Source organism: Streptomyces sp. NPDC044044, from assembly GCF_056434405.1.
The window spans coordinates 337,458-351,775 of record NZ_JBWKFG010000005.1 but is presented as its reverse complement, the minus strand read 5'-3'; the positions used below and the strand labels follow the sequence as shown (position 1 = coordinate 351,775).

12 protein-coding genes and 1 tRNA gene are annotated in these 14,318 nt (G+C 70.0%); 10 read left to right on the top strand and 3 right to left on the bottom strand.

All coding sequences use genetic code 11. The features are described 5' to 3' along the window. Positions 1-21 precede the first annotated feature (21 nt). The gene (locus tag AC07AG_RS21170) at positions 22-1,212 is read left to right on the top strand and encodes a cytochrome P450 (protein WP_478756637.1); all 1,191 of its coding nucleotides are present in this window, start codon (positions 22-24) and stop codon (positions 1,210-1,212) included. A 67-nt stretch (positions 1,213-1,279) separates the two neighbouring features. Next, positions 1,280-3,379 carry a 3-hydroxyacyl-CoA dehydrogenase NAD-binding domain-containing protein gene (locus tag AC07AG_RS21165; RefSeq protein ID WP_478756636.1) on the top strand — a complete coding sequence of 700 codons (2,100 nt, stop codon included), beginning with the start codon at positions 1,280-1,282 and terminating at the stop codon, positions 3,377-3,379. A 90-nt stretch (positions 3,380-3,469) separates the two neighbouring features. On the opposite strand, the gene rfbB is transcribed toward AC07AG_RS21165, so the two are convergent. After that, positions 3,470-4,504, bottom strand: a complete 1,035-nt coding sequence (rfbB, locus tag AC07AG_RS21160; protein ID WP_478756635.1) for a dTDP-glucose 4,6-dehydratase — start codon at positions 4,502-4,504, stop codon at positions 3,470-3,472. Then, on the bottom strand, positions 4,501-5,568 hold the full coding sequence (locus tag AC07AG_RS21155) for a glucose-1-phosphate thymidylyltransferase (protein WP_478756633.1): 1,068 nt from the start codon (positions 5,566-5,568) through the stop codon (positions 4,501-4,503). Before AC07AG_RS21155 ends, rfbB begins: the two co-directional genes overlap by 4 nt. A 337-nt stretch (positions 5,569-5,905) precedes the next feature. Here AC07AG_RS21155 and AC07AG_RS21150 point away from each other — a divergent pair, with 337 nt between their 5' ends. The 5 genes from AC07AG_RS21150 to AC07AG_RS21130 all read left to right on the top strand — a co-directional run bounded on the left by AC07AG_RS21150 (position 5,906) and on the right by AC07AG_RS21130 (position 8,794). Then, entirely contained in the window at positions 5,906-6,784 is an 879-nt protein-coding gene (locus AC07AG_RS21150; protein ID WP_478756632.1) for a metallophosphoesterase family protein, read from the top strand. Beyond that, on the top strand, positions 6,781-7,437 hold the full coding sequence (locus AC07AG_RS21145; protein WP_478756630.1) for a 4'-phosphopantetheinyl transferase family protein: 657 nt from the start codon (positions 6,781-6,783) through the stop codon (positions 7,435-7,437). Before AC07AG_RS21150 ends, AC07AG_RS21145 begins: the two co-directional genes overlap by 4 nt. A gap of 140 nt (positions 7,438-7,577) precedes the next feature. Then, positions 7,578-7,653 (top strand) — tRNA-Arg (locus AC07AG_RS21140). Positions 7,654-7,822: 169 nt separating this feature from the next. Continuing rightward, a complete protein-coding gene (locus AC07AG_RS21135; protein WP_478756628.1) occupies positions 7,823-8,446 on the top strand; it encodes a TetR/AcrR family transcriptional regulator in 624 nt (207 codons plus the stop codon). Positions 8,447-8,485: 39 nt separating this feature from the next. Further along, the gene (locus tag AC07AG_RS21130; protein WP_478756626.1) at positions 8,486-8,794 is read left to right on the top strand and encodes an antibiotic biosynthesis monooxygenase family protein; all 309 of its coding nucleotides are present in this window, start codon (positions 8,486-8,488) and stop codon (positions 8,792-8,794) included. A gap of 35 nt (positions 8,795-8,829) precedes the next feature. Here the strand turns inward: AC07AG_RS21130 and AC07AG_RS21125 are convergent, their stop codons facing one another. Beyond that, a complete protein-coding gene (locus tag AC07AG_RS21125) occupies positions 8,830-9,984 on the bottom strand; it encodes a hypothetical protein (RefSeq protein ID WP_478756625.1) in 1,155 nt (384 codons plus the stop codon). A gap of 432 nt (positions 9,985-10,416) precedes the next feature. Between AC07AG_RS21125 and AC07AG_RS21120 the strand changes: the two genes are divergently transcribed. From AC07AG_RS21120 to AC07AG_RS21110, 3 genes are all read left to right on the top strand, one after another. Continuing rightward, positions 10,417-12,516 carry a transglycosylase domain-containing protein gene (locus AC07AG_RS21120; RefSeq protein ID WP_478756623.1) on the top strand — a complete coding sequence of 700 codons (2,100 nt, stop codon included), beginning with the start codon at positions 10,417-10,419 and terminating at the stop codon, positions 12,514-12,516. A 67-nt stretch (positions 12,517-12,583) separates the two neighbouring features. Further along, a complete protein-coding gene (locus tag AC07AG_RS21115; RefSeq protein WP_478756621.1) occupies positions 12,584-13,219 on the top strand; it encodes a hypothetical protein in 636 nt (211 codons plus the stop codon). Positions 13,220-13,319: 100 nt separating this feature from the next. After that, positions 13,320-14,228 carry a MerR family transcriptional regulator gene (locus AC07AG_RS21110; protein ID WP_478757059.1) on the top strand — a complete coding sequence of 303 codons (909 nt, stop codon included), beginning with the start codon at positions 13,320-13,322 and terminating at the stop codon, positions 14,226-14,228. The last annotated feature ends 90 nt before the right edge of the window (positions 14,229-14,318 follow it).

The following is a 14,318-nucleotide window of genomic DNA, read 5'->3' as shown; positions in this document are numbered from 1 at the left end:
ATTCGCCTTGGGGGTTCAGACGTGACCGAAACCGTTTCCTTCCCGCAGGATCGATCCTGCCCCTTCCAACCGCCCACCGGTTACCGACCGTTGCTAGAGGAAGGGCCGATCACCCGCGTCAAGCTCTACGACGGGCGTATCGCGTGGTTGGTGACGGGCCACGCAGAGGCGCAGCAACTGCTGACCGACGAACGCCTTTCGTCGGTCAGGGAGAACCCCGCCTTCCCGGTGCCCTCGCCCCGCTTCGCGGCCATCCCGCTCGAACAGCGCCGCACGCCCATGCTCGGCACCGACGGCGCCGAGCACCACGCCCAACGCCGCATGCTGCTTCCGAGGTTCACCAACCAGCGGGTGGCCGACCTGCGTCCGCGGATCCAGGAGCTCGTGGACGGGCTCCTGGACGACATGATCGCCAAGGGCTCGACCGGCGATCTGGCCACACAGTTCGCGCTCCCACTGTCGTCGAGCGTGATCTGCGCGCTGCTCGGCGTGCCCTACACCGACCACGCCTTCTTCGAGGAGCAGTCCTCGCTGCTGCTGCGCGCCACGACCGGCGAGGAGGCCGCGGGCGCAGCCATGCAACTCATGGGCTACATGGGCGAACTGATAGCCCGTAAGGAGAGCGAACCGGGCGACGACCTGCTGGACACCCTGGTCGCCCGCATGCAGGCGGGCGAGCTGGAGCGGCAGGACGCGGTGAGCCTGGCGATCTTCATGCTCATCGCCGGTCACGAGTCGACCGCCAACATGATCACGCTGAGCACCCTGACGCTGCTCGAACACCCCGCACAGCTCGACGCCCTGCGGGCCGACGAGTCGCTCTACCCGAACGCCGTGAACGAACTCCTGCGCTTCCTCTCCATCGTGGAGGGCCTGGCCCGGGTGGCCACCAAGGAGATCGAGATCGGCGATGTGGTCATCCACCCCGACGACGCGGTGTTCTTCGCGACCTCGCTGATCAACCGGGACGCGGACGTCTATCCGAACCCCGACGAGCTGAACCTGGCGAGCCCGGCACGCCACCACGTCACGTTCGGTTACGGAACCCACCTCTGCCTCGGTCACAACCTCGCGCGCGTCGAGATGGAGATCGCGCTGCGCGCCCTGTTCACCCGCATGCCCGGCCTGCGCCTGGCCGCCCCGGTCGACGAGATCCCGATCTCGCCGGGCGACACGATCCAGGGGCCGCCCTCCCTCCCGATCGCGTGGTGAGCCGGGCCGCCGGCATCCGTTCCCGGCCGGCCGTCCGAGGAACCACCTTGATCAGGAAGAACCCACCATGGAGGGGCAAGTGAGAGACGAAGTCGTGACCCGCGCGACCACCCGGGTGGTCCCGGTGTCCGGACTGACGAAACCGGTCGCGCTGATCACCCTGGACAACGGGCTCGACCCCACCAAGCCGAACACGTTCGGCCGCGAGGGGCTCAGCAGCATCGACGCCGCCTTCGACGCCGCGCTGGCCGCGGACCCGGCCGCGATCGCCTTGACCGGCAAGCCCTTCTGCTTCTCCGTCGGCGCCGACCTGGCCGCCGTCGGGATGGACCGCGACACCACGCTGGCCGTCGGCAAGCTCGGCCACGACGCGTTCCGCCGCTTCACCGACTCCGAGATACCGACGTTCGCGTTCGTCAACGGAGTCGCGATCGGCGGCGGTCTCGAACTCGCGCTGTCGTGCCACTACCGCACGGTGGCCTCGGACGTCCCCGCGATCGCCTTTCCGGAGTGCGCCCTCGGCCTGTTCCAGGGCTGGGGCGGCACGCAGCTGCTGCCGAACCTGATCGGTCCGGACCACGCGGTCACCGTGATCGTCGAGAACGCGTTCGACAACAAGATGCTCCAGCCCGCGGAGGCCGTCGAACTGGGCGTCGCTGACGTGCTGTTGGACCCGGCCGACTTCCTCGACCAGTCGCTGCGCTGGGTCGCCGGTGTGGTCAACGGCGAAACCACCGTGCCCCGCCCCGAGTTCGACCGCGGCGCGGGCTGGGACGCGGCCATCGCACGGGCACGCGCGCTCGTCGAAGCAAAGACCCACGGAGCCTCGCCGGGGCCGTTGCGGGCCGTGGAACTCCTCGACTTCGCCCGCCACAACGACCTTGACCGCGGCTACCCCGCCGAGTCCGAGGCCATGGCCGACGTACTGATGAGCGACGAGTCGCGTGCCAGCCTGTACGCGTTCAGCCTGGTGCAGTGGCGCACCGCCCTGCAGCCGGGCATCCCCGACGCCTCACTGGCGCGTCCGGTGGAAAGGGTCGGGATCGTCGGTTCGGGCCCCGAGGCCTCGCAGGCGGCGCTGCTGTGCGCGCGACAGCTGGGCGTTCCCGTGGTGCTGACCGACACCGACCAGGCACGTGTGGACGAGGGCCTGGGTCGCGTGCGCAGCGCCATCGCCGCGCTGCTCGACGGCGAGCAGATCTCGCAGGAAGAGGCGCACCGCCTCAAGACACTGGTGTCCGGCTCGCCGGGCCGGGAAGCGCTCCGGGGAACCGACTTCGTCGTCGAGGCCGTGGACGACGAACTCGCCGCCAAACAGCGGGTGTTCGCGGAGGTCGAGGAGTACGTGCCGGCCGGATGCGTCCTGGCGACCGCCACGTCCCGCGTGCCGGTCGCGGAGGCGGCGGCCAAACTGCGGCACCCGGAGCGGGTGGTGGGCTTTCACTTCGCCGCCCCGATCGCCGCCGCGCCGCTGTTGGAGGTCATCCGCACGGACCGCACCGACGACACCACGGTGGCGACGGCGCTCGCGCTGGGCAAGGGCCTGGGGAAGTCCTGCGTACTGGTCGCGGACACGCCCCCGTTCGTGGTCGACCGGGTGCTCGCCCGGTTCCTGGGCGAGGTCGTCGCGGCCCTCGACGAGGGCACACCGTTCGAGTCGGCGGACCACGCGTTCGACCCGCTGGGGCTGCCGATGACACCGCTGGGCCTCTTGCGGCTCATCGGCCCCGCCGCCGCCCTGCGCGGCGCCGAGACCCTGCACACGGCCTTCCCGGACCGGTTCGCCGTGAGCGGGAACCTGCGGCGGCTCGTCGAGGCGGGCAAGACCTCCGTGTGGCTGGAGGGCGCCGACGGCTCCGACGGCTCCCAGGACGGGAAGACGGTCGACCCCGAGGTCGCTGAGCTGTGGCAGGCCGGGTCGTCACCGTCCGCTCCGGCCGACCTCCTGGACCGTACGTCGGCGGCGCTCGCCGACGAGATCCGGCGGATGCTGGACGAGGGCGTGGTGACCGAACCCCAGGACGTCGACCTGTGCCTGATCCTGGGCGTCGGCTGGCCGTTCTGGCTCGGTGGGATCACGCCGTACCTCGACCGGGTCGGGGTGTCGGAGCGGGTGACGGGCAGGCGGTTCCTGCCGCCGGGCATCGCCAGCGTTCCCGAGGACTAGAGGGCCTGAGGGCCACCCGAGGAGGGGCGGTGACCGGGTCCCACCCGGTGACCGCCCCCACCCGGTTACCGGGTCGCCGCCCCCACCCGGCTACGGGGTGGCCGCTCCCAGCTCGGCGCGCTGCTGCAGCGGCTCCCACCAGTGCCGGTTCTCGCGGTACCAGGAGACGGTCTCGGCGAGCCCGGCGGCGAAGTCCTTGCGCGGCCGGTAGCCCAGTTCCTGGCTGATCTTGGCGCAGTCCACCGAGTAGCGGCGGTCGTGGCCCTTGCGGTCGGTGACGTACTCCACCGACTCCCAGCCCGCTCCGCACGCTTCCAGCAGCAGGGAGGTCAGCTCCTTGTTGGTGAGTTCGGTGCCGCCACCGATGTTGTAGACCTCGCCGGGGCTGCCCTTCGTGCGCACCAGCTCGATGCCCCGTACGTGATCGTCGATGTGCAGCCAGTCGCGGATGTTGAGCCCGTCTCCGTACAGCGGGACCGTGCGGCCCTGCATCAGCCGGGTGATGAACAGCGGGATCAGCTTCTCGGGGAAGTGGTGGTGGCCGTAGTTGTTGGAGCAGCGGGTCACCCGGACGTCGAGACCGTGCGTGCGGTGGTAGGAAAGCGCGAGCAGGTCGGCGGACGCCTTCGACGCCGCGTAGGGCGAGTTGGGGGCCAGCGGGTGCGTCTCCGGCCAGGAGCCGTGCGCGATGGAGCCGTACACCTCGTCCGTGGAGACATGGACGAACACGCCCCGGCCGTCAGGGTGATCGTCGGCACGGCCATCGGCATGGTGGCGCAGTGCCGCGTCGAGCAGGACCTGCGTCCCGCCGACGTTCGTCCGTACGAACTCGGCGGCGCCCAGTATCGAGCGGTCCACGTGCGACTCCGCGGCGAAGTGCACGATCTGGTCGTGCTCGGCGACCAGCCGGTCCACGGCGGCCGCGTCGCAGATGTCGCCCTGGACGAAGGAGAACCCGGGGTGTGCGCGCACCGGGTCGAGATTGGCCGGATTGCCTGCGTAGGTCAGCTTGTCGAGCACGGTGACCTGCACTCCGGCAGGACCCTGCGGGCCGAGCAGGGTGCGGACGTAATGGGAGCCGATGAAGCCGGCACCGCCGGTGACCAGGATCTTGGTGGTGGTCATGACGATATACGCACCTTGCTGTGGTCCCCGAGAACCAGCCGATGGGCCGCCGGCACCCCGGTGGCGGGTGTGACCTCGACGTCCCGCCCGATCAGCGAACTCTCGATGCGGCGGACCCCCTGGACGGTGGCCCCGGCCAGGACGATGGAGAACTCGATTTCGCTGGACTCGATCCGGCAGTCGGGCGCGATCGAAGTGGACGGTCCCACATAGGAGTTGACGATCCGCGTGTTCGCGCCGATCACGACGGGCCCCACGATCCGCGAGCCCCGTATCTCGGCCCCGGCCTCGATCGTGACCTGGCCGATGATCGCGCTGGCCGCGTCGACCGAGCCGTCGATCCGGCCCGCGACGCCCTCCAGCACGGCACGGTTGACCTCCAGCATGTCGATGACGTTGCCGGTGTCCTTCCAGTAACCGGAGATGGTCGTGGAGTGAACGTCACGCCCGTGGTCGATGAGCCACTGCAGGGCGTCGGTGATCTCCAACTCACCTCGCGTGGAGGGCTCGATGCCTTGTACGGCGTCGTGCACGGCCGGGGTGAACAGGAAGACCCCGACCACAGCCAGATCGCTGCGCGGGGCGGCCGGCTTCTCTTCGAGCGCCACCACCTTCCCGGCGCTGTCGAGTTCGGCGACACCGAAGGCCGAGGGGTCGGCCACCTTGGTGAGCAGGATCTGCGCGTCGGGGCGGCTGCCGCGGAACTCGTCCACGAGATCCGCGATGCCGCCGACGATGAAGTTGTCGCCGAGATACATGACGAAGTCCTCGTCGCCGAGGAACTCCCGGGCGATCAGGACGGCATGGGCGAGGCCGAGAGGCGCGGACTGCTGGATGTAGGTGATGTCGAGCCCGAAGGCGGAGCCGTCGCCGACCGCCTGCTGGATCTCGGCGGCCGTCTCACCGACGACGATGCCGACCTCGCTGATGCCTGCCTCTGCGATGGCCTCCAACCCGTAGAAGAGCACGGGCTTGTTGGCCACGGGGACAAGCTGCTTGGCGTAGGAGTGGGTGATGGGCCGCAGGCGGGTTCCGGCCCCGCCGGACAGTACGAGAGCCTTCATGTCGGCGCAGTCTAGGCTGCGGGACACATGTGCCGGTGGGGTGAACCTCACGAGTGCTGAACGCCACAAACGATGTACCAACACCGACGGCGAAGGCCTCTGACGACGGATGCGACCAGGCCCCACATCCCTTGCAGGGCCCGGCTGTTGACGTGGTACGCCGCCAAGCGGCCGACGCGCCCGATCTCCGGAGCCCTCTCCACGCCACTGCCCGCCAACTCCTCCCTGATGGCCGGAAATCGCCGCCGGGAACGGCTCAAGTCACGTACACGCACGTCGTTATGGACGATCTCGGCCCGCCCCGGACGTCAGGACGCCTCCGGCTTATGCTGACCGGATGAGGGGGAACAACAGCGTGGTGCGTGCGGTCAGCGATCTGCACGTGTCGTACGAGGACAACCGGGCCATAGTCAAGAAGCTGGAGCCCGGGTCGCCGGGTGACTGGCTGATCGTGGCGGGGGACGTCGGGGAGCGCTTCGAGGACATCGAGTGGACGCTCGGGCTGCTGCGCGACAGATTCGAGAAGGTGATCTGGGCCCCGGGGAACCACGAACTCTGGACCATGGAGAAGGACGACCCGGCCGCGCCGCGCGGGGTCGCGCGGTACGAGGCGCTGGTGGCGATGTGCCGGCGGCTGGGGGTGCTGACGCCGGAGGACCCGTACCCGGTGTGGACGGGGGCGGGCGGCCCGGTCCGGATCGCGCCGCTGTTCCTGCTGTACGACTATTCGTTCCTGGCGCCCGGCACCTCGACTCCCGAGGAGTCACTGGCCCGCGCCCACGAGACCGGGATCGTCTGCACCGACGAGTACTACCTGCACCCCGACCCGTACCCGTCGCGGGCGGCCTGGTGCGCCGCCCGGGTCGAGGAGAGCGAACGGCGGCTGACGGAGGTGGCGGGTGACGTGCCTCTGGTCCTCGTGAACCACTGGCCGCTGCTGCGCGAGCCGACCAAGATCATGACGTACCAGGAGTTCGCCCAGTGGTGCGGGACGGTGCGGACCGCCGACTGGCACACGCGCTTCGGTGTGGAGGCCGTGGTCTACGGCCATCTGCACATCCCCCGGCGCACCGTGTACGACGGGGTGCGGTTCGAGGAGGTGTCGATCGGCTACCCGCGCGAGTGGCGCCGCTTCGGGCTGCGGGCCGACCTCGCGCGGCAGATCGTGCCGGCACGGGACGTCCCGGAGGCGGTCGCGGGCAGGGTCGGCGTGTGATCGAGGGCCTGGGCCTGCTGCCGTCGAGCGCGGTGTGCGTCCACAGCTTCGCGGACCGCCTCGACACTCCCCTGTTCCCCGAGGAGGAGGCCGTGATCGCTCGGGCCGTCGCCAAGCGGCGGGCCGAGTTCACCACGGTCCGCGCATGCGCGCGGGAGGCGCTGGCGAAGCTCGGACACCCGCCGGCGCCGCTCCTGCCCGGGGAGCGGGGCGCGCCCCGCTGGCCCGAGGGCGTCGTGGGCAGCATGACGCACTGTCCGGGCTACCGCGCGGCCGTGGTGGCCAGGTCCGAGGAGGTGGCCGCGCTCGGCATCGACGCGGAACCGGACGCCCCCCTCCCGGACGGCCTCCTTGAGGGCATCGCCCTCCCCGAGGACCTCACCGCACTGGCCGCGCTGCCCTCCTCCGGGGGCCCGGCCTGGGACAGGCTGCTGTTCAGCGCCAAGGAGTCCGTCTACAAGGCATGGTTCCCGGCGGGCAGGCGCCTCCTGGACTTCAAGGAGGCCTCGGTCACCATCCAGCCGGACGGCACCTTCACGGCCCGCGTACTCGTGCCGGCACCGCTCCTGCGGGGCAGACCGCTGACCTCCTTCTCCGGCCGCTGGGCATCCGGAAACGGCCTGCTGCTGACGACGATCGCCGTGGCGGCCTGACGGATCACCTCCTGCCCCGGCCGCCCCACTCCTGGGGAGCCCCCACAAGCCGGGGTGATCAACTCAATCCCCCCGCCACGAGCCCACCCGCTACACTGGCCGCGGTGCACAGCCTCCAGAGGCCATGCGCACCATGCCTCGCCTTCGTAGCTCAGGGGATAGAGCACCGCTCTCCTAAAGCGGGTGTCGCAGGTTCGAATCCTGCCGGGGGCACCAGGTCAAAGAGGGGCCACATCCCGTTTTCGGGATGTGGCCCCTCTTTGACGTCTGCTTCTGACCCTCAACGCGGGCGATCACTGCCGACCGGGGTACCTCTTGCCTCGCCGCCCTACATTCATTTAACGTCCCTTGTATTCAATACATGATGCATCGGGGAGGTGCAGGCGTGGCGGAGGCGTCGGAGCGTCGCGGTTACGACTCGCAGCGTCGTCAGGCCCAGGCCCATCAGACTCGCGTCGAGATCGTCGGCGCGGCTCGTCATCTGTTCGTCTCGCGAGGCTGGGCTGCGACCACGATGCGCGAAGTCGCGCGCGAGGCAGGCGTGTCGGTGCCCACCGTGTACGCGGCCTACGGGAACAAGACCGGCCTGGTCCGTGCCCTGGTGGATGCGGCGGACCTGTCCGCGGACATGCCCCAGCTGCTCACCGAGCTGGAGACGAGTTCGGCGCCCGAGCGGCAACTGGCTGCGATGGCGGGCTACGACCGAAGGCTCTTCGAGCACGCCGGTGACCTCATCAGGCTGATGCGTGAAGCCGGACGGACCGACGCCGAACTCGCGACTGTCTACGACCAAACCCGCCGCGATGCCGACCAGTTCCGCAGCGAGGTCTTCTCCTCCTGGCCCGCCGACACGCTGCGTCCTGGCTTGGGACTGTCCGGGGCCCTCGACGTCTACGCCGCGCTGTGCAACGTCGACGTCTACACCACGCTCACAGTCGAACGTCACTGGGCGCCCGCCCGCGTCGAAAGCTGGTGGGCCGAGACACTCGTCGGCCTGCTGCGGCCATAGCCCGTCGGCGGGACGACATCACAGAAAAGGGAACCTCCCATGACTGATCAGGGCGTCACCTTCATCAACGTCATCGAGATATCCGCCGAACGAGCCGACGAGTTCGTCGAACAGTGGCATGAACGCGCAGCCCTCATGAGAACAGCACCCGGGTTCCGCGACGTCCGGCTGCACTGCTCCCTGCTGCCGGACGCCCGTTTCCAGCTCATCAACGTCGCGCACTGGGACAGCGTCGAAGCCTGTGAGGCCGCCGGCGCCAACCCCACCGTGGTCGCCTCCGTCTCCGAAGCAGTAACCATCGCCAGCGCCAATCCCGGCTTCTACCAGGTTGTCGCCGAGTACTCCTGAGATGGGCTGGCCCGCCGTGAGCTTGCGGCCCTGCTTCAGTCGGTCTCTTCGCCGTCGGAGCCCTCGGATCCCTCGGATCCCTCGGAGCTGTCAGGCTCGTCCGCCGCGTACGGATGGATGTACCGGTCCTTGTTGAAGGGGGTGAACCAGGTCGAGATCCCCATCGGAGTGATGCCGATGGCCGTGCCCGTCTCGCTCTCGTCCACGCCGTCCATCGCGTCGTCGTAGAGCCACTCGTGGTCCATGTCCTCGTAGACCAGATCGGCGAAGGACTCCAGCGCCGATGAGACGCCCTCGTCCAGGAGGCCGAAGGTGTCGAGCGTGACCGCCGCCTCGCGCAGCAGCAGCCTGAGCGTCAGTTCCTCGGCCACGCAGCTCAGCTGCTGGAAGCTGCCCTCCGTGAGCCGCGTGGTCAGCGCGATCGCCGTCACCAGGAATCGGCGGGCGAAGCGTGCGTCGTACTGCAGGGCGTAGCGCGGTGGCAGCTCGTCCAGGAGCCACAGGGGGCGGTCGCACTCGGCGACGTTGGTTCCCTCCCGGTCCAGCGCGTACGCGTCCTGGAACAGCTCGTCCAGGAGTACGTCCATGCCCCAGATCAATGCCCCCGCCGCCAGCTCGGCGTCTCCCTCGGTCGGGGTGCCCGCACATGACGCCTCCGCCTCCGCCTCCGGCACACCGAACGTTCCCGAGCCGAACGCCGCAAGCCGTGGAGCCATGGTGCGGATCTTGAAGCGGATCGCGTCGGAGTCGGCGGTCGTCCCGCCTGTCTCCTGGGTCGACGCCGCTCCCCCGGCAAGACCCATCAGCCGGGCGCGGCGGGACTCGACGTCGTCCGGCGGCGCGTCCGGGCCGTCCGCCGCGTCCAGGCTCTCCTTGGCCAGGTCCGGCTGCAGCTCCACCTGGCAGCGCTCGACGGTCCAGTCGGCGAGCAGCTCCGTGCGATCGAGGAGTTCCTCCACCAGTTCGCGGACGGCCTCCTCGGCGAACTCCAGTGCCGGGGCGTCCACGAAGACCTTGAGCAGCGCCCCACCGGGATACACACCCACAAACGTGTCGAGGACCTTCACCTCCATCCCGTCGGGGCCCTCGATCTCCTCGACGGAATCGAATCCGTCCTCAAGAAGAGCGCCGGCGCCGACCCGATGCAGCTCATCCATCTCCGAGGTGCCGTTGGCTATCCGCGTATCCACACTCACTGCATAGGTCACACGCCCAGCCTCGCAGGAGGTGCCGCCGCTTGCTCACGCAATGCCGACTCCCGTCCCCTGACGGGGTGCCGCGCCGTGCCGGACGGGCATGGTGGCGTTCGCGCATTCAACCTGTGTTGAGCGCCTCGCCGTGGGAACCCGATACGTGAACCGGTGGCATCGGACCTCGCCGGTCCGACCGACGACCGACGTCACGGTTCCGTAGCTCCCATGGAGATCGGCACGCTCCCGCACCGTCGACCCCCATGGTTGAGGCGGGCCGGCCGTGGCCAAGGGGAGCCGCCGCGGCCGAGCCCTGCCACCAGGGCCTCACCGCCCCCGTCGCCGCCCCGCCCCCCGCACCACCCCCGCTGTTACGTCCCCCTAATACGGTCCCGGCCAACCGCCCCACCCCCGCGCCCCCTCTCCTCCACCATGGGGACACACACTCAGGGGAAGCCCGCGACGCGCAGGAAGCCCAAGCACCCCCGCGCCCGCACGCCACGCCTCCGCAACCTCAGGAGCCTCCGCCTCCACCGCCTCCACCGCCTCCACCGCCTGCACCGCCTGCACCTCCGTCGACGCCTCATCGACTACCCCCGTCACGGCAGACGCGGCATCCGGCGGTGGATCCCCTCCTGGCGGCAGGGGCTCGGTTCCCTCACCCTCACGTTCTCCGCCCTCGGCTGCCTCTTCGCCCTCGTGTACGCGTCCGTCGACATCCCCGACGAGAACGCGACCGCCCAGCGCGAGGCCAATGTCTACTACTGGGCCGACGGCACCCAGATGGTGAGCACCGGTGAGGTGAACCGGCAGAACGTGCGGCTCTCGGAGATTCCCGATGCCGTCGAGAACGCCGTCATCGCCGCCGAGAACGACACCTTCTACAGCGATTCCGGCGTCTCGCCCAAGGGCCTCGCCCGCGCCGCCGTCAACATGGTCCGCGGGCAGGAGACGCAGGGCGGCTCCACCATCACCCAGCAGTACGTGAAGAACACGTACCTCTCCCAGGACCAGACGGTGACGCGGAAGGTCAAGGAGTTCGTCATCGCGCTGAAGGTGGACCGGAAGAAGAGCAAGCGCGAGATTCTGCAGGGATATCTCAACACCAGTTGGTTCGGGCGTGGCGCCTACGGCATCGAAGCCGCCGCCCACGCCTACTACGGCATCCCCGCACGGCAGTTGAACCCCAGCCAAGGTGCCGCGCTCGCCGCCCTGTTGAAGGGTGCCGAGCAGTACGACCCCTCCGTCAGCGAGGCCAACCACCGCCGCTCCGTGGCCCGTTGGAAGTGGATCCTCGACCGGCAGGTCAAGTCCGGGCTGATGAAGGACGGCGTGCGGGCGAGGTTCACCGCCTATCCCGAGCCCCAGAAGGAGTCCCGGACCACCAGTCTCGGCGGGCAGACCGGCTACCTCGTCGACGTCGCGAACAAGTACGTCAAGCAGCACACCGCCCTCACCGACAAGGATCTCGCGCACGGCGGCTACCGGATCCACACCACCTTCGACAAGGACAAGGTGCGGCGCCTGAAGGGCGCGGTCGAGCGAGTCGTCGACCGCGACATCGACCCGAAGAAGCGCGCCGCCGACAAGGGCGTGCAGGTGGGTGCCGCTTCCGTGCGGCCGTCCGACGGCGCCATCGTCGCCCTGTACGGAGGGGCCGACGCCACCCGGCACTTCACCAACAACGCCGACACCTCCGGCGTCCCCGTCGGGTCCGCCTTCAAGCCCTTCGTGCTCGCCTCCGCCCTTGAGCACGGCCTCCGTACGTCGGCCGGGCGCAGCACGCGGTGGCAGCCCGTGTCCACCGGGAGTTTCTACGGCGACGACGGCCTGCTCCAGGGCGCCGTCTCGGACGGCTCGGGCATCGCCGCGCCCACTCTCGGCAGCGGCAGCGACAGCGACAGCGGCACCAGCCGGCCCGACTCCGCCCACCCCACCCTCCGCCGAGCCCTGGCCAAGGGCGGCAACGCCACCTACGTACGCCTCGGCAAGGACGTCGGCCTGGAGCGCGTGCGCCGCACCGCCATCTCCTCCGGGCTGCTCGAAGGCAGCATGGCCCGCCTGGAGAAGACCTTCCCCATCGGCACGTCGACCCCCAGCGCGATCCGCATGGCCGGCGCCTACAGCACCTTCGTCAACCGCGGCCTGCAGCACGATCCTTACTCGGTGACCAAGGTCGTCAAGGACGACGAGACCGTCGGCGGGCTCGCGAGGCCCGGTGCGCGGCGCGCGCTGGATCCGGATGTGGCCGACGAGGTCGCGGGCGCGATGCGGGGCGTCGGCGCGTCGTCCGTCCACCGGCCGGTCGTCGCCGGGCGCACCGGCGAGCAGGACCGCCTCCGGTCGGCCTGGTTCACCGCCACCACCGAGGAGTTGTCGACCGCCGTGACGATGTTCCGGACCAGTGCGGGCCAGGCGCAGTTGATGCCCATGTCGGGCGTGGGCGGGGCGCGTTCGCAGCACGGGAACGTCTTTCCGGTGCGGATCTGGCAGGACTACGTGAACTCCCCGTCCACTGACGGCGGTTCATAGCCGTTCCGTTCTTCGCCCTTGGAGCCTTGGCCTTCCCCCGCCGTCGATCGGCTGTCATTGTTCCGATATGTATCCGTATGGGCCACCGCCCGGACCGCCGCCACGCATCGACGCGCGGCAACTGCGCCCGCGGCGGCGGTGGTTCGTCGTCGCGGGGGTGATCGCGGCGATCTGTGTGGGCATCGGCGTCGCGAGCTTCGTCCTGACGCTCACCTCGACCGTGGACTCCGTCGACGACGGCGAGGCGTTCGCGAGCGGGCAGTCCGTCACGCTGCGGATCGGGCCCGACGACCACGCCGCCATCTACGTACGCAGCCCCTTCATCGCCCGTGCGCACTGCAAGGTCGTCTCCGGCCCCTCCGGCTCCACGCCGCGCGTGACCACGCCCGACAGCAGCTTCACCGTGACCAAGGGCAGCGTCGAGTGGCAGCGGGCGTTCGTGCTCAAGACGGACACGGACGCGGACTACCGCGTGATGTGCGACGACGCACGCGGCGTCCTCACCTTCGCGCCCGGCGACGACGCCGACCTCGCGTCCTTCGTCGGCGGCATCGTCGTGACCGTCGTCGTGCCGCTCCTGGGCCTCCTCGCGGGCGCCGGCATCGCGATCATCGTCGGTGTGCGGCGCGGCAGGCACCGCCGATGGCTGGAGGCACAGGCGTACTACGGCTACCGGGGCGCCCCTCCCCCGCACGCCGGTTGACCTTCCCCCTGGGGCAGAGCCCATCGTCCTGCGTGCCGGGCCAAGGGGCCTGGTGACGGAGGATTCCCCCATGGACGCGCACGCAGGCATGGACTCAGGCATGGATGCAGGCATGCACACCGGCATGCAGGCAGACGTACCGGCAGGCGGCGAACCGCTGCTCACCATCGGCGACTTCGCCGCCCGCGCACGGCTCTCGCCCAAGGCACTGCGCCTGTACGACCGCCTCGGGCTGCTGACTCCCGCGTACGTCGACGAGTCCACCGGCTACCGCCACTACCGCCCTGCGCAGGTGGAGCACGCCCGCATGGTCGTCCTGCTGCGCCGCCTCGGCATGCCGCTCGCGGACATCGCCGCGACGGTGCGGCTCGACGGCGAGGAGGCGGGGCGGGCGGTCGCCGCGTACTGGGCGGGCGTCGAGGAGCAGCATGCGGAGCAGCGCACGCTCGTGGGGTACCTCCGTGGACGATTGTCCGAGAGAGGTTTTGAGATGTACGCGAAAGATTTCGAGGTCAGGACCGTCGACGTGCCGGAGCAGTACGTCATCTGCGAGAGCAGGCACGTGGTCTCCGAGGAGCTGCCGGTCTGGATCGACGCGTCGACGCGTCGCCTGGAGGAGGCGGCCGAGCGCGAGTGCGGCGGCATGGCGGACTCGCCGTTCGTCGTCTACCACGCGGAGGTCACCCAGGACAGCGACGGCCCCGCGGAGGCCTGCGTGCCGGTCAGGGACGCGGCGGCCGCGCGGGCGTGGGCGCAGAAGGCGGGCCGCGAGCGGGGCACGAGCTCCCGCGTGGAGCCCGCACGCCGTATCGCCTACACCCGCATCACCAAGGCCCAGGTCTCCTATCCGCAGATCCTCGGCGCGTTCGAGGCGGTGGAGGCGTGGGTGGCCCGCGAGGGCCTGAAGGTCACGGGCCCGTGCCGCGAGATCTACTTCGTGGAGTGGGACACGGCCGGTCCGGAGGACCAGGTGTGCGACGTGGCGTTCCCGGTGGCCCCTGCGGAGTGAGCCGGTAGCCGTAGGACGGCAGGGTCTGCCTCCGCCGTGCGGCGGAGGCGGACCCTGCCATGGGCCGACGCGGACACCCCGCCCCGGTTC

Coding starts and splice junctions, on each gene's coding strand:
- AC07AG_RS21150 (WP_478756632.1), top strand. CDS start 5,906: ATGAGGGGGAACAACAGCGTGGTGCGTGCGGTCAGCGATCTGCACGTG.
- rfbB (WP_478756635.1), bottom strand. CDS start 4,504: ATGACCACCACCAAGATCCTGGTCACCGGCGGTGCCGGCTTCATCGGC.
- AC07AG_RS21120 (WP_478756623.1), top strand. CDS start 10,417: ATGGGGACACACACTCAGGGGAAGCCCGCGACGCGCAGGAAGCCCAAG.
- AC07AG_RS21110 (WP_478757059.1), top strand. CDS start 13,320: ATGGATGCAGGCATGCACACCGGCATGCAGGCAGACGTACCGGCAGGC.
- AC07AG_RS21155 (WP_478756633.1), bottom strand. CDS start 5,568: ATGAAGGCTCTCGTACTGTCCGGCGGGGCCGGAACCCGCCTGCGGCCC.
- AC07AG_RS21165 (WP_478756636.1), top strand. CDS start 1,280: ATGGAGGGGCAAGTGAGAGACGAAGTCGTGACCCGCGCGACCACCCGG.
- AC07AG_RS21130 (WP_478756626.1), top strand. CDS start 8,486: ATGACTGATCAGGGCGTCACCTTCATCAACGTCATCGAGATATCCGCC.
- AC07AG_RS21115 (WP_478756621.1), top strand. CDS start 12,584: ATGTATCCGTATGGGCCACCGCCCGGACCGCCGCCACGCATCGACGCG.